This is a genomic window from Sorangium sp. So ce185 (genome assembly GCF_051526825.1).
Classification (GTDB): domain Bacteria; phylum Myxococcota_A; class Polyangia; order Polyangiales; family Polyangiaceae; genus Sorangium; species Sorangium cellulosum_D.
Window position 1 is genome coordinate 12,446,393 of sequence record NZ_CP150316.1, and the last position, 24,720, is coordinate 12,471,112.

The window sequence follows — 24,720 nt, forward strand, 5'->3', positions numbered from 1 at the left end:
GACGCGGACAAATGGACTGCCCGCGCTCGCCTTGGTAGTCAGGGTACCGTGCACGTCGGACTCGACCGTCTCCCGGATCTCTCGCAGCTCCAGCGCATCCGGTCGGCTCGCCTGGGGGTCCTCGCGCACCCGGCGAGCGTCGACCGCGAGCTCACCCACATCGCGTTCGTCCTCGAGCGCCTCGGCGTGCGCCCGCGCCTCTACTTCGGCCCGGAGCACGGCTACGGGGGCGAGGCGCAGGACATGGCGGCCGTGACGAGCGCCGTCGACGCGCGCTCCGGCGCGCGCATCGTCAGCCTGTACGGCGACAGGTTCGAGGATCTCTCGCCCTCCGCCGAGGATCTCGCGGAGATCGACCTGCTCCTCATCGATCTCGCCGACGTCGGCGCGCGCTACTACACGTTCGTCTGGACGGCGCTGCTCGCGCTGCGGGCGGCCCACGCGGCGGGCGTGCACGTCGTGCTGCTCGACCGGCCGAACCCCATCGGCTGCGCGCCGGAGAGCGTCGAGGGCGCGACGCAGGCGCCGGGGTTCCTCTCGTTCGTGGGCCTCGAGCCCGTGCCGATCCGCCACGCGCTCACGGCGGGCGAGCTGGTCGCGCTCTTCGCGCGGCGCGAGGGCATCCCGCTCGGCGACGTCGCCTGCGGCCTGCAGGTCGTCGCGGTCGAGGAGCACCGCCGCGAGGCGCTCGCCGCCGAGTGGGATCGCCCGTTCGTCCTCCCCTCGCCCAACATGCCGACGGCGGACACCGCGCTCGTCTACCCGGGCGGCTGCCTGATCGAGGGGACGAACCTGTCGGAGGGCCGCGGCACGACGCGCCCCTTCGAGATCGTCGGCGCGCCCTGGCTCGACGGCCGCGATCTCGCCGCGCGCCTCGCGTCCACGGGGCTGCTCGGGTTCATCGCGCGGCCGCTCACCTTCCGGCCGACCTTCCAGAAGCACGCCGGCAAGACCTGCGGCGGCGTTCAGATCCACGTCACCGACCCGCGCACCTTCCGTCCGGTCGCGACCTACCTCGCGCTCACCGCGTTCGCCCACCGGCAGCAGCCCGAGCAGTTCCGGTTCCGCACCGAGCGTTACGAGTACGTCGACACGATCCCGGCCTTCGATCTGCTCACCGGGTCGGCCGCGGCGCGCCTCGCCATCGAGGCCGGCGAGGATCCGCTGGCGATCGCCCTGGAGGCGTCGCGCCCGGATCCGGCCTGGCCCGAGGTGATGCGCGAGGCGCAGGCGGCGCTCGCCGCCGCCGGCTGAGCGGCGCCCGCGCGGCTCAGCGATCGTAGCGATCGTAGGGCTCCGGCCGGGAGAGGACGCCGGCCGCGTACCTCGTCGTGAGGACGACGAGCACGATCGCGAGCCCGGCGACGACGGAGAAGATCCGCGCCGGGCCCTCGGCGGAGAAGCCGAACAGCCAGGGCGAGGCGATGAGACCGACCCCGAGGGAGGACTCCAGCGCGCCGTGCACCGGAAACGGGATCTTCCTGGCGGCGCCGAGCGGCTGATCGGACAGCAGCGTCACGACGAGGTGCGTCAGGGCGGTGACATAAGAGACCGCCGTCGGCACCGGCCCGAAGCGGAGCGCGAGCGGCGCGAGCGCGAGCAGGACGACGATCGCGTAGTCGACGTACCCATGGAGTCGGGGAGACATCAGCTTCATCGGTCCCTCCTTGGAGGAGCTCCCCGCACGGCGGTGCATCGTATGTGCCGGAGAGCGGTCGTCAGCGCGCGCGCAGCCGGCGGCGTGGCGCCGCGCGCCCCGGAGAGCAGGGCGGTTATTCCTCGTCCGGGACGGGCGCGAGGGTGCTTGTCGTGCTCACGGGGAGCGAGCGCGTGCTCACAGGGAGGGAGCGCGGCGTGCGCGCGCGCGCGCGATCCGGCACGGGGCGGGGCCGGCACGGGGCGGCGGCCGGCGCGGGCGGGCGTGGGGCCGGCCGCGCTTGACGCGACCCCCGCGGGGCGCAGGTTCCGTGCATGCAGGCCGGATCTCGCGTCGGCCGGCGGGCAGCGCGCGCGGCTGCCGCGCCGCGCAATCTGACCTGCGCGCGGGCGAAGCGCCGGTCATGAGCTCGGCGCCGCGGCTCACCGGCCGTGTCGTCCTCCCCGGCGATCCCGGCTACGACGACGCGCGCGAGGTGCACAACGCGCGCTTCTCGCGATCTCCTCGCGCCATCGTGTTTTGCCAGGACGCGCAGGACGTCGTGAATGCCATTCGTTGGGCGACCGCGCGAGGCGCGGAGATCCGGGCGAGGAGCGGGCGGCATAGCTATGAGGGGTTCTCCGTGGTCGACGACGGGCTCGTCATCGACGTGAGCGACCTCCGGAGCGTCCGCGTCGACCGCGAGCGCGGGATCGCCGTCATCGGCGCAGGCGCGGATCTCATCACCGTCTACGACGCGCTCTGGCAGGTCGGCGTCACCCTCCCTGCGGGCTCGTGCCCCACGGTCGGCATCGCGGGGCTCACGCTGGGCGGCGGGTTCGGCCTCCTCTCCCGCGCGCTCGGCCTCACCTGCGACAGCCTCCTCGCCGTCGAGATGGTCACCGCGGGCGGCGAGGTGGTCCGGGCCGACGCGGAGGACAACCCCGAGCTCCTCTGGGCCTGCCAGGGCGGCGGGGGCGGCAACTTCGGCATCGTCACCTCCTTCACGTTCAAGACGCACCCGATCTCCGACGTCTCCATCTTCAGGATCTCCTGGCCGTGGGCCGACCTCGAGCGGGTGTTCGAGGCGTGGCAGACGTTCGCGCCGCACGCCGACGAGCGACTGACGTGCATCCTCAAGCTCCCGGCGGCAGCTTCGGGCGACATCTCGTGCATGGGCCAGCTCCTCGGGCGGGGCGAGGAGCTGCGTCGGCTGATCCAGCCGCTCTTCTCCTCCACGCGCGGGGCCGAGCCTTCCAGCGCGTCGATCGAGACCATGCCTTACCTCAACGCCGTGGGCCGGCTCGGGGGGCTCGGCGGCGATCCCGAGCGATGGACGGTGCACCCGCGCCAGGAGCAGGCGAGCTACAAGAACACGTCGGCCTATGCGTACGAGCGCTTCGGGGCCGAGGCCATCGCGACCCTCGCCGCCGCGCTCTCGCGCGCGCCGACCCCGAAGTGCCTTGTCCAGCTCGACGGTTATGGCGGCGCCGTCGGCCGGGTCGCGCCCGACGCGACGGCGTTCCCGCACCGGCGCGCGCTGTGGAGCCTCCAATACCAGGCTTACTGGACCGCGGCCGCGGAAGAAGCGGAGTGCGTCGCCTGGGTCGAGGGCCTCCGCCGCGCGATGCTGCCCCACGTGCGCGGCGCCTACATCAACTACGTCGACGCGGAGGTCGAGGGCTGGCTCGCGGCCTACTACGGCCCGAACGCCGCGCGGCTCGCGGCCATCAAGGCGCGGTGGGATCCGCGCGAGGTGTTCCGCTTCGCCCGGTCGATCCCGCCCGCTCCGCCGGAGGCGGCGGAGCTGCCCGCAGGCCGCGCGGCCCAGGGCGGCGCGCCGGACGAGCGCGCCGCGCCGTGATCGCGCCGCGCGGAGCGCAGGTGTTCGCCCGGATCGCCGCGGCGGCCCGCGCGCGGCGGCCCGCGCGCGGCCGGCGGTCCGGGGGGCTCAGCCCGTCGACAGGAGCTCGTCGAGCACGGCGCCGTACTCGTCGAGGAGCGGGTGCGGCGGCAGCGCCCGGGACATCGCGCGCAGCTCTTCGAACCTGGCGATCTGCGCGTCCCTGCCGCGCTTGAACATCGACCACGGGTCGCCGTGCTCGCGCGAGCAGACGATGATGGACTGGAAGTTGTCTATCTTGTCGGCCAGCGTGATCGCCTGCGCTTCCCAGGGCTTCTTGGGGAACGCCTCGAGATAGAGGCGCTTCCTGTCCTCCCAGGGCAGCGCCCGGTCCTGCTCGGTCACGTGGCGGACGAGCGTGGCGACGCGCTCGCCGAAGTGCTGGAGCAGCTCGTCGAACGTGACGCCCTGGTCCTCCATGGCGTCGTGCAGCGCGCCGGCCGCGACCACCTCGTCGTCGAAGCCGTGGCGCGCGAGCAGGACCGCGACGCCGGCGAGGTGGCTGATGTAGGGGACGTCGGCGTTCGGATACTTGCGCTTCTGAGCTCGGTGCCAGACCGCCGCCTGGTCGAGCGCGCGCTTGAGGAGGATGCCCATCGCGGTGTCCCGCCAACCATAGCCGCTCGTGGTCCAGAGCGCAGGCGCTCGAACGTGAGCCGCCCCCGCCGCCGGGACCTCCGTCCCGAAGAGGCCGCGCGCCGCGCGCCGACCGCAGCCCGCCCGGACGCCGCGCCGGTCCGGGAGCCGTTCGTTCAGAGGGTCCGGGGAGGTGTGCGCAAGTCCTACGAAGATGTAGACCACGTCGCTCGTTGCCCAAGACTCCGCAGTTGTCGGCCGGTATACTGGTCCGCGATAGCGGCTTAACCCGTCATGCGAAACCCGCCGACGCAGGGTGCCACCTCATGAGATCTCGGTCTTTCTGCTCGCTGGCCGCCGCGCTGGCCGCCCTCGCCGCCGTGCCCGCGCTCGCCCGCGCGCAGGACGCGCCCGTCAAGCCCGACGGCATGGCCCTGAGCCGCTTCGTCCCGGCGCCGGCCGGGGACCGCATGTTCAGCGTGCCGTCGCCGTTCGCGCCGGGCCACCTGACGCCCCACGTGATGCTGATGGCCGATTACGCGAGCAATCCGCTCGTCCTGCGGCGCGCGCGCGACGGCGCCGAGATCGGCGCGGTCGTCAGCGATCAGCTCACGTTCCGGCTCAACGCGTCGCTCCCGCTCTGGAACAAGGTGAGCTTCGACCTCGACGCGCCGCTCACCGCGCTCCAGTCGGGCGAGAACCCGAACGGCGGCGGCCGCGAGTTCGCGTCCCCGAGCGGCGCGGAGCTCGGCGACCTGCGGCTCGGCGCGCGCGTGCAGCTCTATGGCACCTACCACGACCCGCTCCAGCTCGCGGTCGGCGCGTACCTCTGGCTGCCCACGGGCGCGGCCGACTCGTTCGTGAGCGACGGCCACGTCCGCGCGATGCCCTACCTCGCCGCCGGCGGCCGCCTGGATCGCCTCGTCTGGTCGAGCTCGCTGGGCACCGAGCTCCGGCGCTCCCAGTCGTTCGGCGGCGTGGCGCAGGGGACGATGCTCACCCTGGGCGGCGGCGTCGGGTTCCTCGCCCTCGGCGACCGGCTCCAGGTGGGGCCGGAGCTCACCACCGCGATGGTGCTCGAGGACATCAGCAGCCGCTCGATCAACGCCGAGCTCCTCCTCGACGCCCGGTATCGATTCCTCCCCTTCCTGGAGGCCGGCGTCGGCGTCGGGCCGGGGCTCACCTCGGGGATCGGGACGCCCGACCTGCGCGTCGTCGCCATGGCCGCCTTCACGCCGGAGCAGCCGCCGGACGGGGACAGGGACGGTATCCCCGATCCGGAGGACGCCTGCGCGAGGGTGGCGGGCGAGCGCAGCGCCGACCCGCGCAAGCACGGCTGCCCGCCGCCGCCGGACCGCGACAACGACGGCATCCCCGACGGCGACGACGCGTGCCCGTTCGTCGCCGGCGTCGCGAGCGCCGACCCGCGCAAGCACGGCTGCCCGCCGCCGCCGGACCGCGACAACGACGGCATCCCCGACGGCGAGGACGCGTGCCCGTTCGTCGCCGGCGTCGCGAGCGACGATCCGCGCAAGAACGGCTGCCCGCCGGACCAGGACGAGGACGGCGTGCCCGACAGCGAGGACGCCTGCCCCGAGGTCAAGGGGCCCCGCTCGAAGGACCCGGCGAAGAACGGCTGCCCGGGCGACACGGACGGCGACACGTTCCGCGACGACAAGGACGCCTGCCCGAGGGAGAAGGGCTTCGCGGATCCGGACCCCGAGAAGCACGGCTGCCCGAAGGCGGTGCGGGTGACCGACAAGAACGTCGTGATCCTGCAGCAGGTGCAGTTCGACACGGACAAGGCCACCATCAAGCCGGTGAGCGATCCGCTGCTCGACGAGGTCGCCCAGGTGCTGAAGGAGCACCCGGAGATCGTGCTCATCGAGATCCAGGGTCACACCGACGATCGGGGCACCGACGAGCACAACCGGGTCCTGTCGCAGAACCGCGCCAACTCCGTCATGGCGGCGCTGGTCCGCCGCGGCATCGACTCGACGCGGCTGACGGCGCAGGGCTACGGCCGGGACCAGCCCCTCGACAACAACGCGACGGAGGAGGGGCGGCAGCGGAATCGCCGTGTCCAGTTCATCATCATCAAGAAGGCCGCGTACAAGCCGCAGGTCGAAACCGGAGAGGATCGATGAGAAAGCAGTTGGGCATCACCGGGCTCGCGTCGCTCACGCTGATGGGTCTCACGACCGCCAGCGCGACGGCAGAGCCCAAGCTGCGTATACAGGTCGATCAGAAGGGCGATTTCGCCCTCATCGGGAGCTCGCTCGGGCAGGAGTGCCGCTCTTCGACGCCGAGGCCCAAGGAGGGCACGGTCGGCGCCTGCGGAGCGTCGACCGCCGAGTCGGGGCCCGATCTCTTCTGGCGGTCCGACTCGCCGGCGGACGGCAGCGCGGAGGCGAACCTCGACATCACCCCGGAGATGGCGCGCACGACCGCGGTGCTGACGCTGCCCGAGGGGGCGACGGTGACGCACGCGTTCCTGTACTGGGCCGCGCGCAACGGCGGCGGCGCCGATACCGAGGTGGAGCTCCACCACGAGGGCGGCTTCGAGGGCAAGGTCACCTCCATCGACTCGGTCGAGACGGTGATCAACCAGGGCAAGCCCAAGGAGTCGCACAACTACCAGTCCGTCGCCGACATCACCTCGATCGTGAAGGAGAGCGGCGCGGGGGCTTACCGGGTGGGCGGCGTGGACGTCGTCGACGTCAGGGACCGCGACGACGACGTGGTCTTCGCGGCGTGGTGGATGGTGGTGTTCTACGAGGCGCCGAGATCGCCGATGCGCAACCTCGCGCTGTTCGACGGGCTCGACCGGGTCTCCGACGTGGGCTGGCAGCAGGTCGAGCTCTCGGGCTTCAAGGTGCCCGACGCCGGCTTCGTGGCGAAGCTGGGCATCGTCGCGTTCGAGGGCGACAACTCGAGCTCTGGCGACAGCGTGTTCTTCAATCCCAAGAACCCTGGGAAGCCCGACGTGGCCGAGGCGCTGAGCGACGCGCTCAACCCTGCGGACAACTTCTTCAACAGCACCCGATCGGCCCTCGGAGAGCCGGTGTCGGTGGAGGGCGATCTCCCGAGGATCGCGGGCACGCCCCAGAGCATGTCGGGGGTCGACATCGACATCGTGGATGTCAGCTCGAAGCTCACGCCTGGGGACGATCGGGCGACGCTCGTCGCCACGAGCACGGACGAGCTGTACTTCCTCGCGGGGTGGGTGACGTCGATCTCCAACTTCGGGCCCGACTTCAGCAAGTCGACAAAGGTGGCGACCGACGTCGGCGGGCTGCCGACGTACCGCGGCGACGCCATCGAATACCGCATCACGGCGACGAACACCGGCAACGACGACGCCGTGGGCGCGGTGCTGACCGACGTGCTGCCGCCCGGCGTGACGTTCGTCCCGGGCTCGCTCTCGATCGTCGAGGGGCCGAACGCCGGTCCTCAGACGGACAGCCCTGGAGACGATCTCGGCGAGTACGATCCGCAGACGCGGACCGTCACGTTCCGGCTGGGCGAGGGGGCGGACGGCGCGAAGGGCGGCGGCATCCCTGTCGACGGGAGCGTCACGGTGCGCTTCGAGGTCACGGTCGACGCGGACGCGCCGAACGTCATCAAGAACCAGGCGCGGATCGCCGCGGCGGGCGCGCTCGGCGCGCCGGTGAGCGACGACCCGACGGACGGCAACGGCGCCGCCGCCGGCGCGCCGCCGACCGAGGTCGCGGTGGAGCCGGAGGATTTCTACGCCGCGGGGAGCGGCATGATCGGCCCTTGCGCGACCAGCCCGGGAGGCGGGGATGGCAGCGCCGGCTGGCTCGCGGGGCTCGCGCTGGCGGGGCTCCTCCGCAGGCGGCGCCGCGCGTAGCGCGAGGGGCGCGGCGTCAGCGGAAATGACATCGAGCGGTGCCGCGCAATTGCGGCAAGGGAATGCATGTCATCGCTCGATCGTCATTCACACGCGCGCCTGCGCTGCTCGCCCAGCGGTAGTGCTCAAAGTTGCCCGGAGAGAGTTCACATGAAGGCGGGAAGGCAGGAAGATCATTGATCTTTTCTTCCCGCCTTCCCGCCTTCCCGCCTTCATGTTCAATTTTGAGCACTGCCCGCCCAGCTGGGTGGGATGCGGGGTGGGCGCGGGCTGGTGTTTGAGCCCAATAGACGTCCTGTGTCCGGCGTGCGCAGCACGACGGGCACAGGGCATCTAAGGCGAGCTCAGCCCGCGCCCACCCCGCGCGACGACCCCCCTCTCCGGGGGCCGGGCGGCTCGGCGAGACCTGCGTGACCGAGAGGAACCAGGCACGCGAGACCGGCTCGAGACGAGCTTCAGTTGATGGTGAACGACTTGCTGACCGAGACCGGCCCGCCGCCGAAGGCAGGCACGCGCGCGCCGCGGAACAACCGCGCCACGCAGCCGCCGACGCTCGTCCCGGCGAAGGGCGCGCCCTGCACCTCGGCCGACGTGACGTTGCCGCTCGGCGCGAAGGTGACCTTGACCTTCCCGGTGCCCGTCGGCCCCCCGGCCTTCTTGCAGCTCTTGGCGGACCCAGCCGCCGCGCCGAGCGCCGAGCTCGCGGCGCCGCGGTTGAACTCGCCGCCGCCGCCGGAAGGCGCCGGCTCCGCCGCGGGCTTCGACGCCGCCGGCTTGTCCGCCGCTGCAGCAGGCGCAGGCGCGGACGACGGCCGCCCCTTGTCCGCCGGCTTCTCGGCCGCCGCGCTGGGCGCCGGCTGATCCGGGGCCGCCGCCGACGCGGCAGGCTCCTCGGCGGCCGGCGCCGCCGTCTCCGCGGGCGGCGGCGTGGCGGCCGCCGCCGTCTCGGTCGGCGTCGGCGCGGGCTCCGGCGTCGCCGCCGGGCTCGGCGCCTCTGCAGGGGCAGCGTTCGTCTGCTCCGGCGTGGTCGTGGACGTGTCCTCCTTCGGCGACTGCATGAAGAAGAAGGCGACGCCGCCGATCAGCACGACCGCGGCGACCGCGGCGGCGATCACGCCCAGGCGGCCCTTCTTGGCCGAGGGCTCCGGCGCCGCCATCGGGGAGAGCGGCAGGAGCGGCGGGGGCGGCACCGACGACTTGGCCGAGGCCGACAGCGACGGCGGCGGCCGCGAGTCCGTCACCGGCGCGAGCAGGGGCGGGGGCGCGAGCATCGGCGCGGAGGCGATCGCGCCGCCGCCGAGGTTCAGCAGGTCGTCGTAGCCGGTACGCCCGTTGTTCTTCGCGGGGCGGCTCGACAAACGCCGGCCGGCCGGGGTCTCCTCTTGCTTCTCTTTGGCCGCGTTCTCGGTCGCGGTGAGCGCCGAGAGCGAGAAGAGGACGGAGTTCTCGTTGCGCTCGCCCACCTGACGATCGCCGCCGGGCGGCGGGGCCGACGGTGCCGGCTCGGTGGCCCGCTCGGCGGCGGCGGCGCTGAAAACGTCGACCGCGGCCGCGCGGCCCGGGCGGCGCGCCGCCGTGGCAGGCGCAGCAGCGGCAGGCGCGCCCGCGGCCGCGCCGCCGTCGGCGGCCGGCGCAACCGCGGCAGCCCCCGCAGACGCCGCCGCGGCAGCCCCCGCAGACGCCGCCGCGGCAGCCCCCGCAGACGCCGCCGCGGCAGCCCCCGCAGACGCCGCCGGCACCGGCGCGCGCTTCGCCTCCTTCATGACCACGGTCCCCTCGGGGCCGAACCTGAGCCCGGCCGGCGCCGGCGCCACAGGGACCGGCGCAGCAGCCGCCGCGGGCACCGCCGCAGGCGTCGGCACCGCCGCAGCCGCGGGCACGGCGGCAGGCGCCGGCGCGGGTGTGGCGGCAGGCGCCGGCACCGCCGCGGGCGCCGCCGCAGCAGCAGGCGCAGACGTCGCGACCGCAGCGGCCGCCGCATCCGCCGCCGGCGCCGCATCGTCCCGGGAGGAAAATCGCTCCTTGAGCTCGGGGACGCTGGCGATCGGGAGCCAGTCGCTCATCCCCTCTTTCCAGACGTACGTGTCGTTGCTCAGCGCTCCGCGCCCGTACTCGGTCACGAGCTGGGCGGTCGTCATGGTCCGCTCGTCGCCCTCGGCGACGTTGACGGTCCACTCGTCGGGCGCCGCCGTCGAGGGCGCGCCGCCGGCGTCGGCCACGAGCTTCGCGTCGGCGTCCTCCGCGAGGTCGCCCTGCTGCCCCACGGTGGCGTCCTGCGACGGGGCCGAGGCAGCCTCACTCGCGCCGTGGACGACCATCGCGTGGTTGCATTTTTTGCATTTGATCTTGACCGTCTTGCCGACGACCTTCTCGTCCGCAATCGTGTACTTCGCCTGGCACGACTCACACGTAATCTTCATGCGACTGTCGCCCTTCCCGTTCCGGCCTGCGGGCATGGGTTCAACGACCACACACGCGCACAATCACGCGGCCCGGTCGGTTGACGGAGGATAGCGGGACCGCGCGAGACCGATCAAGGAGCCGGCCTTTTTTGTGTCCACCGCGGCGCGGTGCAGCGAGATGACGCAGCGCGTGTCCGTGCCCCGCGCGACGCGCGAAGGGCGCCGCGCTCAGTTGAGCAAGACCAGCTGCGTGCCGTCTTTGCCGCAGAACATCGCCTCGCCCGGATAACGGTCGCCGCAGGTAGGGCAGATCTTTCCACGAGCGCGCGGCGTCGGCCCGACCGGCCCCGCGCCGCCCGCGGCCGGCGCCGCGAGCGCGGCCCCGGAGGACGCCGGCGCATCGTCCGCCCCGGCGCCGCCGCGCTCGCCGCCCGTCGAGGCGGGGCCTTCGAGCTCGCCGGCGCGCCGGCGGCCGCGGCGGAGCAGGATCAACCCCGCGAAGCCGAGGCAGGCGGCGACCCCGCCCACGATGGCGACGAACAGGTTCTTGCGCTCGCGCCCGACGTCCTCGCCCGAGGTCGTGCGCCCGCCGATGGTGCCGGCCGCGATCACCGCGACGGCGGCCTGATCGCTCTCGCCGGCCTCGTTGAGGCCGCTCGTGGCGAGGAGCGCGTCGTACCGATCGGGGCTCGTCACCTCGATCGCGACGGTCACGCCCTTGCCGGCGACGGACGCCACGAGGCCGAGCGACCCCTCGCCCGCGTCCGCGCCGAGCGAGAGGGCGCCCGTCGCGTCGACCGTCGCGGCGGACGCGAGCGGCCCCGGCGCGATCGACCACGCGGGTCTGGTCGGGAGCGCGCACCCCGCGGCGTCCATGACCAGCGCGCGAAACTGGAAGCGCTCGCCCGGCCGCATGAGCTTGCGCGACGGCGTGACCTCGAGGCGCGCGGGCTCGCCGGGGGCGTCGCAGGTGCGCGGAGGAGCGGGCTTCTCGGAGGCGGCGGGCGGCGCGCTCGCCGCGGGCGGCGCGCTCGCCGCGGGCGGCGGCGCGCTCGCCGCGGGCGGCGCTTCGCCCTCGCGCCGGACGAGCGTGTAGGTCCGCGTCCTCGTCACGGAGGCGCTGCAGGTCGTGTCCTGGATGATGAACTGGTACTGCCCCGTCTCCACCATGCGGATGCTGGCGTCGGTCGCCTGCGTCGTCGTGGTGACCACGGCCCGGCGGGGGTCGTTCGGCGGGGTCGTGCAGCGCGTCTGCCAGGAGCGCGCGTCGCCGGAGGCCGAGTGCTTGCTGCGCGCGAGCCCGGGCATCTGCTCCCAGCACTCGGCGGTGCTCCACGACCGGCCGGCGCCCGAGATGGAGAGCTCCGAGCCGTGCTGCTGGATCTGCACGGCGCCGCCCGGGGCGCCGTGCGGGCGCGGCCTGGGCCCGCACGCCTCCCCCCACGCGTCGATGGACCACTGCTCGGAGAGCGCGCTCGCGGTCCAGGCCCCGCTCAGCGTCGGCTGTCCCTGCGCGGCGCTCGTGCTCGAAACCGCGAGCGACGCGAGCGACGCGAGCGACGCGAGGAGCATGGCCGGCGAGGCGAGCAGCGGGCGTCCCACGGCCGAACCCTAGCAGCGCCCGCGCGCGCGCGGCAGCCGGCAGGCTCGGGGCCCCCGCCCGCGCGGGCGCCCCGCGCGAGAGCCCAGGCGTGAGCGGGTTCGCTCGCTCCGCGGCTCCTTCGCGCGCCCTCGTCCAGGGCGGCGCGGGCGAAGCGCGGCAGCGCCCGCGCCGCCCTGGACGAGGGCGCCGGCGCCGCTCGTGCCCCTCTCGACGAGGACGGCGAGGCGGCGAGGCGGCGGGCGGCGAGGAAGGCCCCAGGCCGGCGCAACGCCAGCGCGAGCCCGGCGGGCGGCGGGTGTGGGCCTCTGCGGCAGGCGGTGGACAACCGGCGCCCGCCTCCCTCGCTCAAGCCGTAGGCCAAAGCACTCAACCATGCACAAAACGCATCGCGCCCCGAAAAACGATCTAGACACGCGACGCGGAGATTCGTTATCTTGAAAAATGGTCTCGTGCGCACTCTGCATCAAATCTCGTCGGGCACTCCCGCGTGCATGATCCGATCGTGCTCGGCCCTGGGCCGAGCACGATCGACGATCGGAGATCGAAGAAGCGTTGCCGCGGAGCCCGCTCGTCCCTGCGCTCCTCTTCGTAGGACGCAAACGGCCCAAAAGCGTCACCGCACGACCCAAGCACGACCCAAAATCGTCACTTCGCACCTCGGTGTTTTTTTGGCGCCTCCCCGAAAAAAGATCTGGACACTTCAAGGACCGAGTTGCAAGTTTGAACACTGTCCCTTTGCGCATCCGCTCTCCGATCGAAGCCAAAGCGCCCGCGTACCTGATCTGATCCAGATCGGCCCGCGGGGCTCAGTCCGATAGGAGCCCGCGAAACCGACCTCGCCTGGCCCGTGCGCCATGGCGCCTGCTATTCGGATGACGCTCCCGCAATGGTTCACCCGTGAGGACCTCAAGGAGCTACCAATGAAGCAGATCGCAATCGCCTCCTCCGCCGCGCTCGCCACCCTGTTCATCACCGCGACCAGCCTCGCCAACACCGCTGCGCCGTCCCCCACGTGCACCGTGATCAAGCGGGGTGTCCTGGGCGACATCTACAACGCCGAGATCTGGAGCCTCGCCCCGAGCTACCACGTCCCGTCCCCCCATGAAGTCAACACCGGGTACTCCAGCACCGTCGGCGAGAAGCGCGCCCTCTTCCGCTTCGATCTGAGCCCCATCCCCGCCGGCTCGCTCGTCACGTCGGCCAAGTTCTACGCCCTGACCTACACGAGCACGGCCAAAGCCGTGTACGTCCACCAGGTGCTCGCCCCCTGGGACGAGTCGCTGGTCACCTGGAACAACCTCGGCGCCATCGACCCCGCCTCGTTCACCTCGTTCGTGCCCAACGTCACGGGGTGGAGCTCGGTCGATCTCACCGGGCTCGTGCAGGACTGGGTGAGCGGCGTCTCACCGAGCTACGGCATCCTCCTCGAGGAGGGCTCCTCCGGAAAGACGTCTTATAAAGGCAGCGCCCACACCGACCTCTCCTACCGCCCGCTCCTCGAGGTCTGTTACACGGCGCCGAAGGGCACGATCGGCGACAAGGTGTGGTTCGACGCGAACGCCGACGGCGTCGAGGACGCCTCCGAGCTCGGCATCTCCGGCGTCGTCGTCGACCTCTTCGCCGACACGAACTGCGACGGATCCGCCGACGGCGCCGCCGTCCAGACGACCGCGACCGGCGCGAACGGCGTCTACCGCTTCAGCGAGCTCGAGGCGGGCTGTTACGTCGTCAGCGTCGACGACGCGACGCTGCCGCTCGGGCACCTCCTGACCACCGACGACGAGCCGATCGCCGTGTCCCTCGGCGCGGGCGAGAACGTGACCGACGCCGACTTCGGCTACGTGACGTACTCGTCGATCGGCGACACGGTCTGGCTCGACAGCGACGCCGACGGGCTCTACGAGCCGGAGACCGGCGAGCTCGGCGTCAACGGCGTCCGCGTCGAGCTCTTCCAGGGGGGCCAGATGCTCGACTTCACCATCACCGGCGACAGCCCCTACACCGGCCAGCCCGGCTTCTACCTCTTCGACACGCTCCCGGCGGGCACCTACTCGGTGGTCATCACCGCCGACAACTTCATGACGAGCGGTCCGCTCGCCGGGCAGGAGCCGACGGCCGATCCGGACGGCGGGCTCGACAACGTGGGCACGGTCTCGCTCGGCTGGGCCCAGGACCTGCTCGACGCGGACTTCGGCTACCAGATCTCCTGCGGCAACGGCGTCTGCGGCGGCGACGAGAGCTGCTCCACCTGCGCCGTCGACTGCGGCATCTGCCCGCCCACGTGCGGCAACGGCACCTGCGAGGCCGGCGAGGACTGCGGCAGCTGCAGCGCCGACTGCGACGTCTGCCCGCCCGTCTGCGGCGACGACACCTGCGACGCGAGCGAGAGCTGCGGCACCTGCGCGGACGACTGCGGCGCCTGCCCGCCCGTCTGCGGCAACGGCACCTGCGAGGCCGGCGAGGACTGCGGCAGCTGCTCGGACGACTGCGGCGCCTGCCCCGCGGTCTGCGGCAACAACGTCTGCGAGACCGGCGAGGACTGCGCGAACTGCGCCGGCGACTGCGGCGCTTGCCCCGCGGTGTGCGGCAACGACCGCTGCGAGGCGGGCGAGAACTGCTTCGAGTGCCCGAGCGACTGCGGCATCTGCCCGCCGGTCTGCGGCAGCGGCGTCTGCGAGGCCGGCGAGACCTGCGGGAGCTGCGCGGCCGACTGCGGCGAGTGCCCGCCGGTCTGCGGCGATGGCGTCTGCAAGGCGGGCTCCGAGGACTGCTCGAGCTGCGCGGCCGACTGCGGCGTCTGCCAGAGCGCGTCGCCCGGCACCGGCACCCCCGGCTACTGGAAGAACCACCCGAGCGCGTGGAAGGTCTCGCAGCTGACCATCGGCGGCAAGACGTACACGAAGGACCAGCTCCTCGACATCATCAGCCGCCCGACGAAGGGCGACGTCACGTACATCATCGCGAAGCACCTCATCGTCGCCAAGCTCAACGTCGGTATCGGCAACCAGTCGAGCTGCATCGAGAGCACCATCGCCGCGGCCGACGCCTGGCTCAAGAAGTACCCGCTCGGCAGCAACGTGAAGGAGGGCGGCAAGAACTCGCCCTGGACGACCGGCCAGCCCCTCGCCGAGACGCTCGACGACTACAACAACGGCCGCCTCTGCGCGCCGCACCGTGACTGACCGATGATCGATCGGTAAACCCGACCGGCAAGACGAGAGCCCCAGGCCAGCGCCCACCGCGAGCGAACCACCGCGAGCGCGACCGGCGCTGGCCCCCTCCTCCGCGCCTCCACGCATCCTCTCCAAGCATCTCCCTCCCCCGCTGCTCCACCGGACGATCTCGTCTTCATAAGGCAGCCTCATCGCTGTACAGGCTCCTCGAGCTCCGCGGCCGTTCCGGCTGTTCCAAGGTCGCTGACCCCTCCGGTGAGCGGCCTCCCAGGCGCGGGTCGATCGCCGCGCCGGGCGCTCGATGCCCGACCGCCGCCGCCCCCCTGGAACACCCCGACGCGCGGCGACGAATCGCGAGCGCACAGCGATAGCCCGCCCCCCGCCGGGCAGGGCGCACGGAAGTGCCCCACGCGGGTGGGCGTGATCTGCCCCTTGCGCGGCAAATTGCCCCTACCGCCCGGAAGGTGGCTCCTGTCGACACTGCCTACGCCGCGGACAGCGGCCCGCGCGCGGCGCGACTCCATCGTCGAGCCCGCTCCATCGCAAAGCAGGACAGCGTGGCACGGGCGCTGCAAATCCTGCGGGGCTGAGCGCCGAGGACCGCGGTGGACGGCCCGAGGACGCATTCGGGGGCGGGCGAGAAGAAGGAGAAGCTGCCATGAACCTGACGGAAAGCTGGATTGGCGACAAGCCCTTGGTCCCGCCTTGCGGCCTGTTCGGCAAAGGCCAGCATATCGTCCTGGCCGAAGACGACGACGACATGCGCTCAACGCTCGCGCTGGCGCTCCGCCGCGACGGGTTCGAGGTCTCCGAGGCGCGCAACGGCCTCGAGCTGCTCGACAAGGTGGCGCCCTGGCTCGGTGGCAAAGAGCCCCCAGAGCCGATCGACGTGATCGTCAGCGACATCCAGATGCCCTGCTTCTCGGGGATGGAGATCCTGGAGGGCCTCGCCGAGCTGAGGCGCCGGCCGCCGGTCATCCTGATCACGGCCTTCGGCGATCCGCACCTCCACGCGGCCGCGCGCAGCCTGGGCGCCTCCGCGGTCTTCGAGAAGCCGTTCGAGCTGGATGATCTCCGCAGCGTCCTGTTCAACCTGAAGGACGCCCCCGGCTTCGACGGCGGCTACTGACGCCGCCGACGAGGTGCGCCGCCGGACGCCCGCGGTCGCCCTGCGCGCGCCCCCGGACGGCCGCGCGTCGCCGCACGGCCGCGCGTCGCCGGCCGCCGCTCAGCCGTCCGGACGCGGGAGCGGCGTCGCCTCGGCCCAGCGCGCGACGCAGATCCGCTCCTCCTCGGTCATCTCCAGCATGCTCGCCACCACGCCGTCCAGGTGGCGCCGGGCCTCCGCAGGCAGGCCCGCGTTCGCCGGGCCGAGCTCCCGCCCGAGCGCGTCGAGCGCGCCGATCAGGTCGGCGCGCGCCGGCGGGGGCGCCGGGATCGCCCGCAGGTGCGCGATCTTCACCTGCGGCATGCCCTCGCGCGCGTCCCGGTGTCGGGTGTAATGCCACCAGCGCACAGGAGAGGAATTGAGGTAGCAGAGCAGCGCGAACTCGCTCCACGTGGCGTCGCAGAAGCCGGCCAGGATCGAGTTGCGGAACGGCAGGCCGTCGCTCAGCGCGACGATCGGGTAGCGGGCGGTCTGGCGGATGAGCAGCCGCACCGCCTTCCAGTCCTCGTCCTTGCGAAAGCGGCCCTTCACGCCCGCGCGATCGACGTGGTGGCGCGGCGCGCGCGCGATGAGCTCGCCGACGTCGGTGCCCTCGCGGATGGGGCAGGTGTACGGCGGCACGGGGACGTCCGCGCGCCGGATGCGCTCGGCGTCCTCGGCGGTCGTCTGGAAGCCGCGCTCGCCGAACAGCGCGGCCGGCAGCGGGCGGAGCGCGCCGAGCCGATCGAGGAGCCGCCGGGACACGCCGTCGAGATCGGAGCGCGCGAGCGGCCAGGGAGCCGTCGCCGCGGGCCGGGGCGACGCGGGCGGGAGGCGGGTCGAGAGGAGGCCCATGCACGGCTGGAACACGCCCTCGAACGCGTCGCTGCCGAAGCTCGGGAGATCGGGGTCGACGGCGCAGAGCGCGTCGTGCGCGCGCCGCGTCGGGCCGTAGCCATCGAGGTCCGACACCGAGGTGGGGATGACGAGGCCGAGCCGCCCGCCCGGCCGGAGCAGCGACGCGGCCCGGTGCACGAACAGACCGTGCAGCGAGCGGTAGCCGTGGAAGGCCGGGTTCCTCCGGAGATAGAGGTTGAAGACCTCGGGCGCGATCGGCTGCGCGGCCCGGCCGACGTACGCGACCCAGGGCGGGTTGCCGATCACGGCGTCGAAGCCGGGCTCCGGGCGATCGAAGGCGGCGGGGAACGCGAGCTCCCAGTGCAGGAACCGGCGCTCCTCGGCGATGCGGCGCGACAGCGCCGCCCGCGGGTCGGCCGGATCGCGCGCCGCGGCCATGTAGCGCGCGAACGTGGCCGGCCCCGGCGCCAGGGCCGCGAGCTCGCCCTCGGACGGCCAGAACCACAGGGCCATCCAGGCGTCGAGCGCCGCCTCATCGGCGTCCCCGTCGCGCTCCGGCGCGTCGCGCGCCGCACCCTCGGCAAGCGCCGGCGCGTCGCGCGCCGCACCCTCGGCAAGCGCCAGCTCCTCGGCGCGCGCCAGCTCCTCGCGCGTCGCCCCCTCGGCGAGCGCCGGCGTCCGGCGCGCTGGAGCCCGCCGCGACAGGGCCCGCCGGCCGCTGCGCTCCACGGCGGCGTCCGCGGGCCCGCCGCGCGACCACGCCGCGGCCGGGAAGGCGCCGACGTCCGCGCGCTCGGCGCCGATGAGGCTGTCGCCGCAGCGGAGCTTCGCGTCGACGAAGCTCGGCGGAACGCGCGCGTCCTGCACGACGAGCCAGAGGGAGATCCGGGCGAGATCGACCGCGAGCGGGTCGAGGTCGACGCCGTACAGGCAACGCTCGGCCACGAGCGCCATCGCGCGGCGGAGCGGCGGCTCCTCCGGGGCGAGCCCCGGCGTCGCGCCGGCGCGCTGCCAGGCGGCGACGAGGTGCGCGGCGAGCTGACGGCACGCCTCCACCAGGAACGCGCCAGAGCCCATCGCGGGATCGCACACCGCGAGCGAGAGGATATCGTCCGGCGCCGGCGGGCGGCCGGCCCTCGCGAGCAGCGGCGACAGCGTGCGCTCGACGACGTGGCGCGTGATGTCCCGCGGCGTGTAGTAGGAGCCGGCGCGCCGCCGGAGCTGCCCCGGCTGGAGGTAGAGCGTGCCCCGCGCGATCCGGCCCGGCTGCCGCGGGGAAGCGCGGCGCGCGAGCGCCTGCGACAGCTCGGCCACGCTGCCCGCCGTGGCCACGCCGGCGGCGAGGCGCGCGCCGAGCCTGAGGTCCGCCGCCTCCTCGAGCCGCGCGAGCCGCTCGCCGCCCGGGAGGGCGAGGAGCGCCTCGAGGTCGACGACCACGTGGGACGGCAGGAGCGCCATCGACTCACCCTCGGCCAGCTCGAGATCGAAGGCGATCAGGCCCTCGTAGAGCGTGCCGATGTGCTCGACCTCGAGCTCGGCGTAGCGCACCGGCGCGCCGTCGTGCACGAGGAGCGCGGCGAGCACGCGGTGGAGCGCGCCGTCGCTGAGCCAGGGTCGACCGTCCAGCAGGGGGTGCGCGCCGGGGTCGCAGAGGCCGCCGCGCGCGCCCGCGGGGCCGCGGCCCTCGAGCGCGCGGGAGAGCGCCGCGACGCGGGCCCACGCGCCGTGGCGGTGCTCGAGGTCGCCGCCCCCCCGCCGCTCCGCCTCCAGCTCCTCGAAGAGCCGCGTGAGCGGCGCGCCGCCGTCGGGCGCGCCGCCGTCGGGCGCGCCGGCGAGCAGGCCGCGCGCCTCGGCGTAGAGGAGGAGGATGAGCCGCATCAACGCGGTCACGAGGCCGGCGTGGAGCCGCCGTCGCCCTGCGGCGGAGCCGCCCGAGGCCGCGTCCCCGCCCTGCCGGTCGACCGACTGGAAGCCGCGGAGGAGCTCGCCGAGCGCGCCCTGCGCCTGCTCGCGGAGCTGCCTGGCCACGCCGTCGGCCGGCGGATCGGGCGGCCGGAGGCGCTCGCCGAGCGCGCCCGCCTCGATCGCGCGGTCGGTCTGGAGATCGTGCGACGCGCCCGACGCGCGCGACGCGGGAGGGTCGACCCGTTCACGGTCGCAGCGCGGGGAGGCGCCGAGCTGAGGGCATTCCGAGGACACGCGGGATCCGCACGAGCATTGCGGATAGGACGGGGTGCAGGCAAGAGCCCCGGCGCCGTGGCGCGCCCGGCCGCGGCGGCGGCCCGGCCGAGCGCCCGCGCCGCCGGGGAGTCCCTCCTCGCCCGGAGGTCCTCGCCAAGCACGCTTTACCGGGATGCGCGTGAAAGCATTTCCGGCGCAGCGCCGCGCGGGGGGTACGGTTCGTGCCGTGTGTCGTTGAATGAAGCCCGAGACGATCGAACGACACGCACTCGCTCATTCACGCAAAGCACACCCTGGCGGCGCGGCGCGGCGCGGCGCCTTGCTCGCCGCGATCCTGCTCGGGATCCCGGCCTGTTACGACGCCGGAGAGGCGCCGGAACAGGAGGCCACCGGCGCGGTCAGCGCGGGCCTCGACCTCTTTTCCGGCATTCCCCAGGACGGCGTCGTCCTCGGGGATCCGAACGCGCCGATCACGCTTGTCGAGTTCTCCGATCTTCGATGCTCGCACTGCCGGGATTACGCGCTCGAGGTCCTGCCCGTGATCCTCGATCGTCACGTGCGCACGAGCCAGGTGAAGCTCGTGTTCCGGAATCTCACGTTCCTCGGGCCGGGCTCCGTGCAGGCCGCGCGCATGGCCGCGGCGGTCGGGGCGCAGGATCGGCTCTGGGAGTTCGTCGACCGCTTCTTCCGGATCCAGGCGCGCGAGCGCCCGCCGATCACGGACGAGCTCCTGCTGCGCATCGCCTCCGAGCTGCCGGGCGTCGACGCCGCGCGGGCGATGGCGCAGCGCGACAGCGGGGAGGTCGCGCAGCAGCTCGAGGCCGCGCGGGCCGAGGCCGCGCGCCTCCAGGTCCACGGCGTGCCGGCGCTGTTCCTGAGCCGCCAGGGCGAGGGGCTCCGCCGGCTCCGCCTCACCTCGATGTCGCCGGAGCCGATCTCCCGCGCGATCGAGCAGCTCCTGCGCGCGCCGCGCCCGCGCGGGTGAGCGCGGCGGCGCGGCGGCGCGGCGATCGGAGGCGCGCGGCGGCCGCAACATGGACCGGCCCCGCGCGCGGTTTTTGGTACGCTCGCGCGGGGATGACCGCCTCGCCGCTCGTGTTCCCTCCCCGCCCCCCCTCGCTGCACGGCCGTCGCCGCGAGCTCGCGACGCTCCTCTCGACCGTGCGCGCCTCGCGCCCGACGCGCCTCGCGCTCGTCGGCACGGGCGGCAGCGGCAAGTCGACGCTCGCCTGCGCGCTCGGGCACAAGCTCGCGGCCGAGCTCCCCGGCGGGATCCACTGGTTCCGGGTCGGCGCCTGGGACGCGCGCACGCTGCTCGGGATGCTGTCGCTCCGCTTCGGGGCCGGGCCGTCGCCCTCGCTGCCGGCGCTGCGGCGCCGCCTGCGCGCGCTCGGGGAGATGCTCATCGTGCTCGACAACCACGAGCACGACCGCGCCGTCGCCGAGCTGCTCGACGACCTCCGCGGCGAGGCGGTGACGTGGGTCATCACGGCGCGGCGCTGCCTCGTGGCCGGCGTCTCGATCTTCCCGGTCATCGCGCCGCTCGTGACCTCGGGGCAGAGCCCCTTCCCCGCGGTCGCCTCGCTGACCCGCCTGCTCCGCTGGAACCCGGTCTCCCTGGAGCTCGCCGACGCCATCGTCGCGAGCGGCGCGGCCGACGTCGACGAGCTCCACCGCTGGCTCGTGGCGGGCGGCGTCGACCGCGTGCAGGTCATCGATCACGAGGACGACCTCCCCGAGGTCGGCCTGCTCGTCGCCTGGATCTTCCGCGAGCTCTCGCCGGCGGCGCGGCGGATGCTCGCGGTGCTCTCGCACTCGAACGGCGACCACATCGACGAGGCCTCGCTCGCGACGCTGGCGCGGGCGGGGCGGAGCGCCGGGGACGCGCTCGCGTCGCTCCGCCGCTTCCGGCTCGTGCAGGAGCCGCTCGCGGGCCGCTTCGCGCTGCACGCGACCGTGCGCCACGCCGCGCTGAAGCGCACGCAGTTCGACCAGCGCCGCTTCTTCGAGCACTACGTGGGGCTCCTCGAGCGCTCGCCGGAGCGGCTCGACCTCGAGCAGACCCACCTGTTCGCGGCCATGGACTACGCGCACGACACCGGGAGCGTCACGGCCGCGATCCGCGTGAACGAGCTGCTCTCGCGCCTGTCGCTCTGAGCGCCGCCCTCCCGCCGGCGACGGCGATCAGCGCGGCCCCCCCACGTGCTCGCAGCAGAGCTCGACGAGGCGCTTCAGCACCCACTGCCCCGCCGGCCCCAGCACGAGCGCCGGCCGGTGGACCACGGCCAGCGACAGGAGGTGCTCGTCTTCCCCCCACGCCTCCGGCCGGAGGCGGACCAGGCGTCCGGTCCTGAGATCCTCGCGGATCATGTGCTCTGGCAGGTTGCCCCACCCGAGCCCCGCGCAAAGGAGCTCTCGCTTGGTCTGGAGATCCACGACGCGCCAGGTGCGCGGGGACAGCACGGCCTGCTCCGGCGAGCGCGCCCCGCCGCGCTCGCTCAGCACGATCTGCACGTGCTCGCGCAGCGGCTCGGTGGCGACGCGCCCTTCGCGCCGCTGGGCGGCCGCGAGCGGGTGCGCCTCGCCGACGACGGGCACCATGCGCACCGAGGTGAGGTGCCGGCGCTCGAGGCCCTGCGCCGCCGCCGCCGGGCCCACGACCCCGAGCTGGCAGGTCCCGTCGAGGACCCGATCGGCGACGGCGGACATGGTCTCGGTGTGCACGACGAGCTCCACGGTGGGGTAGACGCGGGCGAACTCGACGCAGAGATCGACGAGCGCGGAGAGCGGAAAGACCGCGTCGACGCACAGCGAGACGAGCGGGTCGAGGCCGCCGGCGAGCCGCTGCGCCGCGCTGCTGAGCGCGTCCGCGTCGGCGCACACCCGCCGCGCGGCGCCGAGCAGGACGCGGCCGTGCTCCGTGAGCGCCGGGATCCGGGTCGATCGGTCCCAGAGGACGACCCCGAGCTGGCCCTCCAGGTTGGCCATCGCGTGGCTCACGGCCGACTGGACGCGGCGGAGCTTCCTGGCCGCGGCCGAGAAGCTACCCTCGTCGGCGACCGCGATGAACGTGCGCAGCTGGTCGAGCGTGATGGAGTCGTGCACGGCGCGCGACCATGCCACGGCCCGCCGCGCGTCGCTCGACGTCGCGCCGGCCGCCTCTCGCCGGCCCTCCGGCCGCGGGCCTCCCGCCCTGGTGCGCTCGACAAAAACAGCGCGGCGGCCGGGACAGGCGAGGAGCGTCTTTTCAAGGGGTCTACCCTCCGGCCGGCCGCGCGGCCCGCGGGCGGGTAGACCCCTTTTTTCTACGCTCCTCGCCTGCCCCGGCCGCCGGCGCGCGCTCGATCAAGCTCGATCGAGCGCGCTAGTCACGGCCTTTCGCCCGCCGACGACGCCGATCAGAGCGGCGGGTTGGCGTTCTTCACGCACTCCACGAAGTACTCGTGGAACCAGAAGCCCGCCTCCGGCGCGCGCTGGTCTGCGTCCTCGTAGCCGCAGAACAGGTCGTAGCGCTCGGCGTTCTTGTCCGCGGTGCCGTCGGAGTCACCCGGCGGCTTGACCCAGTAGAAGGCGTCGAGGCGCGTCGCGCCGCCCGGGTTGGCCCGGGGCCGCTCGCCCATGCCGGCGCCCATGTTGTTGCACCAGTAGCCCCAGTCCGCCCGGATGTTGCCGACGCCGTTGCGGCTCGTGTCGATGATGAAGTGCTTGTCCCCGAGGCCTTCAGCAGCCAGCGCCGTGCCCATGGCGTTGACATAGTCGTACTCGCCGAAGCAGGGGTTGCTCTGCTGATCGTAGCTCTCCGAGGTGTACTTGAGCTGCGTGTAGTTCGCGACGTTGGTCGCGAAGCCGCGGACGCCGGCCGGGTTGCCGGCGGCCTTGATGACGTCGGCGAAGATCTTGGCGCCCTTCTTCTGGTTGTCAGGCCACCCGAGCCAGCCCGAGTGCGCCGCGTCGATGTACTGGTACACGTGCGGCATGTTGAGCTTCTGGAGCGCGTAAGCGACCTCCTCCCGGTACGCCTTCTCCGTCTCCGGGGTGCAGTCCTTCGAGCCCAGGTTCGTCGCGAGGTTGGGGAGCGAATCGGGCTCGATGATCGCGACGATGCGCTGGTTCGGACGCGCGGCGAGGATCGCGGCGATCCGATCGATGAACTCTTCCCTGTACCGCTGGACACCGCCGTTCTCGACCCGGAGCTCGCCGTTCGAGGCCTCGGCGAAGCAATCGCGGTTCGGGAGGTCGTACACGACGATGACCGGAACGACCGGCTCGCAGATCTGGTTCTGGAGCGCGAGCGCGGCGTCGAGGTGCCCCTCGAGGCGGTCGACCGCCGCGATCCGGTCGAGCCAGAACGCGGTCGGGATCTGCTGGACCTTCTTCATCTTCTCGACGAGGGCCGTGTCCGTCGTCTTGTCGATCGACGACTGGACCTTCGCGACGTACTCCGGGTCGACGAACAGCGTGCCACCCTCGAACGGGTTGCCGTTCGGCGCCGAGATGTCGACCGTTCCGGTGCAGTTGCCGCCCGAGGCCGTCGTGCTCGTGCTGGTGGGGCTGCCCGCGCCGGTGCCGCCCGCCGGGGAGCCCGCGCCGGTGCCGCCCGCCGGGGAGCCCGCGCCGGTGCCGCCCGCCGGGGAGCCCGCGCCGGTGCCGCCCGCCGGGGAGCCCGCGCCGGTGCCGCCCGCGGGGGTGCCAGCGCCCGCGCCGCCCTCACCGTCGTTGCCCCCGCCATTGTCACCCGAGCACGCCGCGAAGGCGGCGGTCGCGAGGAGGACCGCAACCCACTTTGCCGTCCCGAGCTGATGCGAATTCCTTCTCAGCATATTAAGCCTTTCACCTACTTCTGAAGAAACCAGGCAAATCCAACATATCGAAAAATAGCGGGGCGAATCTAGACCAACAGTTTCGCTGGGGCAAGAACAAACGACGGCTTTGCCATGTCCGCGTCTTCTCATCGTAAGTCTGCCGTTCGGTCCCTTTTTTCACAGCGAATAGAAATGTCCGTCGCCTCGCGACGCTCGACGCGCTCCGGCGCGCGTCACGAGCGCGTCACAGCCGCGTTCAACAGCGGCCCGCACGCTGATTTTCACGGGAGAACACGCTGCGAGAGGATCGACGCCGGCGCAACGCAGCGCGCAATCGTCGAGACAGGGGCGTGCGGCGGCGGCGTCCAGAAGTGACATGGCAGACTAGCAGAACTGTTTCGGGTTGATTTCCAAGTGCATCATCGACTGTGGTCTCACCGCTCTCTGAGGCGACGTGCCCAGATCAGGCGGAGAGTCGGACGTGCGGTGACGCAGGGAGGCACCGGAGCACGCGCTGCGCCGGGCGGCGCGTCCTGCCGTGATCGTGGGGAGTGCAGCGCTCGCC

Annotated in this window: 15 protein-coding genes; 8 read left to right on the forward strand and 7 right to left on the reverse strand. The window is 73.2% G+C overall.

What is annotated here, in order from left to right; translation table 11 throughout:
- The first annotated feature begins 48 nt into the window (after positions 1–48).
- Positions 49–1,254 carry an exo-beta-N-acetylmuramidase NamZ family protein gene (locus WMF26_RS45965; protein WP_061621381.1) on the forward strand — a complete coding sequence of 402 codons (1,206 nt, stop codon included), beginning with the start codon at positions 49–51 and terminating at the stop codon, positions 1,252–1,254.
- A gap of 16 nt (positions 1,255–1,270) precedes the next feature.
- Here WMF26_RS45965 and WMF26_RS45970 read toward each other — a convergent pair whose 3' ends face one another.
- The gene (locus tag WMF26_RS45970; protein ID WP_061621380.1) at positions 1,271–1,657 is read right to left on the reverse strand and encodes an SPW repeat protein; all 387 of its coding nucleotides are present in this window, start codon (positions 1,655–1,657) and stop codon (positions 1,271–1,273) included.
- A gap of 403 nt (positions 1,658–2,060) precedes the next feature.
- Here WMF26_RS45970 and WMF26_RS45975 point away from each other — a divergent pair, with 403 nt between their 5' ends.
- Positions 2,061–3,500 (forward strand): FAD-binding oxidoreductase, encoded by a 1,440-nt coding sequence (locus WMF26_RS45975; protein ID WP_437997871.1) that lies wholly within the window; start codon positions 2,061–2,063, stop codon positions 3,498–3,500.
- A gap of 87 nt (positions 3,501–3,587) precedes the next feature.
- Here the strand turns inward: WMF26_RS45975 and WMF26_RS45980 are convergent, their stop codons facing one another.
- Positions 3,588–4,136 carry an HD domain-containing protein gene (locus WMF26_RS45980; protein ID WP_437334341.1) on the reverse strand — a complete coding sequence of 183 codons (549 nt, stop codon included), beginning with the start codon at positions 4,134–4,136 and terminating at the stop codon, positions 3,588–3,590.
- A 305-nt stretch (positions 4,137–4,441) separates the two neighbouring features.
- Here WMF26_RS45980 and WMF26_RS45985 point away from each other — a divergent pair, with 305 nt between their 5' ends.
- A complete protein-coding gene (locus WMF26_RS45985) occupies positions 4,442–6,262 on the forward strand; it encodes an OmpA family protein (protein ID WP_437997872.1) in 1,821 nt (606 codons plus the stop codon).
- The gene (locus tag WMF26_RS45990; protein WP_437952378.1) at positions 6,259–7,989 is read left to right on the forward strand and encodes a DUF11 domain-containing protein; all 1,731 of its coding nucleotides are present in this window, start codon (positions 6,259–6,261) and stop codon (positions 7,987–7,989) included. Before WMF26_RS45985 ends, WMF26_RS45990 begins: the two co-directional genes overlap by 4 nt.
- 455 nt (positions 7,990–8,444) lie before the next feature.
- Here the strand turns inward: WMF26_RS45990 and WMF26_RS45995 are convergent, their stop codons facing one another.
- Positions 8,445–10,409 (reverse strand): zinc-ribbon domain-containing protein, encoded by a 1,965-nt coding sequence (locus WMF26_RS45995; protein ID WP_437997873.1) that lies wholly within the window; start codon positions 10,407–10,409, stop codon positions 8,445–8,447.
- Positions 10,410–10,619: 210 nt separating this feature from the next.
- Positions 10,620–11,993, reverse strand: coding sequence for a hypothetical protein (locus WMF26_RS46000; RefSeq protein ID WP_437997874.1), 1,374 nt, complete (start codon positions 11,991–11,993; stop codon positions 10,620–10,622).
- Positions 11,994–12,914: 921 nt separating this feature from the next.
- On the opposite strand from WMF26_RS46000, the gene WMF26_RS46005 reads away from it, so the two are divergent.
- The gene (locus WMF26_RS46005; RefSeq protein ID WP_437997875.1) at positions 12,915–15,176 is read left to right on the forward strand and encodes an SdrD B-like domain-containing protein; all 2,262 of its coding nucleotides are present in this window, start codon (positions 12,915–12,917) and stop codon (positions 15,174–15,176) included.
- Between the two features lie 649 nt (positions 15,177–15,825).
- Positions 15,826–16,296 carry a response regulator gene (locus WMF26_RS46010; RefSeq protein ID WP_061629380.1) on the forward strand — a complete coding sequence of 157 codons (471 nt, stop codon included), beginning with the start codon at positions 15,826–15,828 and terminating at the stop codon, positions 16,294–16,296.
- 99 nt (positions 16,297–16,395) lie between these two features.
- Here WMF26_RS46010 and WMF26_RS46015 read toward each other — a convergent pair whose 3' ends face one another.
- Positions 16,396–19,371, reverse strand: coding sequence for an Eco57I restriction-modification methylase domain-containing protein (locus tag WMF26_RS46015; protein ID WP_437997876.1), 2,976 nt, complete (start codon positions 19,369–19,371; stop codon positions 16,396–16,398).
- A gap of 301 nt (positions 19,372–19,672) precedes the next feature.
- Here WMF26_RS46015 and WMF26_RS46020 point away from each other — a divergent pair, with 301 nt between their 5' ends.
- Together WMF26_RS46020 and WMF26_RS46025 are read left to right on the forward strand one after the other, a co-directional pair.
- Positions 19,673–20,338, forward strand: a complete 666-nt coding sequence (locus WMF26_RS46020; protein ID WP_437997877.1) for a DsbA family protein — start codon at positions 19,673–19,675, stop codon at positions 20,336–20,338.
- A gap of 92 nt (positions 20,339–20,430) precedes the next feature.
- Positions 20,431–21,510, forward strand: a complete 1,080-nt coding sequence (locus WMF26_RS46025; protein WP_437997878.1) for a hypothetical protein — start codon at positions 20,431–20,433, stop codon at positions 21,508–21,510.
- Positions 21,511–21,537: 27 nt separating this feature from the next.
- Here the strand turns inward: WMF26_RS46025 and WMF26_RS46030 are convergent, their stop codons facing one another.
- Both WMF26_RS46030 and WMF26_RS46035 read right to left on the reverse strand, forming a co-directional pair.
- A complete protein-coding gene (locus tag WMF26_RS46030) occupies positions 21,538–22,458 on the reverse strand; it encodes a LysR family transcriptional regulator (RefSeq protein WP_437997879.1) in 921 nt (306 codons plus the stop codon).
- Positions 22,459–22,751: 293 nt separating this feature from the next.
- Complete coding sequence (locus tag WMF26_RS46035) at positions 22,752–24,173, reverse strand: glycoside hydrolase family 6 protein (protein WP_437997880.1); 1,422 nt, start codon at positions 24,171–24,173, stop codon at positions 22,752–22,754.
- Positions 24,174–24,720 lie beyond the last annotated feature (547 nt).

Excerpts from the sequence above, each read along its gene's own strand:
- WMF26_RS45990 (WP_437952378.1), top strand. The coding sequence starts at position 6,259 with ATGAGAAAGCAGTTGGGCATCACCGGGCTCGCGTCGCTCACGCTGATG.
- WMF26_RS45970 (WP_061621380.1), bottom strand. The coding sequence starts at position 1,657 with ATGAAGCTGATGTCTCCCCGACTCCATGGGTACGTCGACTACGCGATC.
- WMF26_RS46025 (WP_437997878.1), top strand. The coding sequence starts at position 20,431 with ATGACCGCCTCGCCGCTCGTGTTCCCTCCCCGCCCCCCCTCGCTGCAC.
- WMF26_RS46035 (WP_437997880.1), bottom strand. The coding sequence starts at position 24,173 with ATGCTGAGAAGGAATTCGCATCAGCTCGGGACGGCAAAGTGGGTTGCG.
- WMF26_RS46010 (WP_061629380.1), top strand. The coding sequence starts at position 15,826 with ATGAACCTGACGGAAAGCTGGATTGGCGACAAGCCCTTGGTCCCGCCT.
- WMF26_RS45975 (WP_437997871.1), top strand. The coding sequence starts at position 2,061 with ATGAGCTCGGCGCCGCGGCTCACCGGCCGTGTCGTCCTCCCCGGCGAT.
- WMF26_RS45995 (WP_437997873.1), bottom strand. The coding sequence starts at position 10,409 with ATGAAGATTACGTGTGAGTCGTGCCAGGCGAAGTACACGATTGCGGAC.
- WMF26_RS45985 (WP_437997872.1), top strand. The coding sequence starts at position 4,442 with ATGAGATCTCGGTCTTTCTGCTCGCTGGCCGCCGCGCTGGCCGCCCTC.
- WMF26_RS45980 (WP_437334341.1), bottom strand. The coding sequence starts at position 4,136 with ATGGGCATCCTCCTCAAGCGCGCGCTCGACCAGGCGGCGGTCTGGCAC.
- WMF26_RS46005 (WP_437997875.1), top strand. The coding sequence starts at position 12,915 with ATGAAGCAGATCGCAATCGCCTCCTCCGCCGCGCTCGCCACCCTGTTC.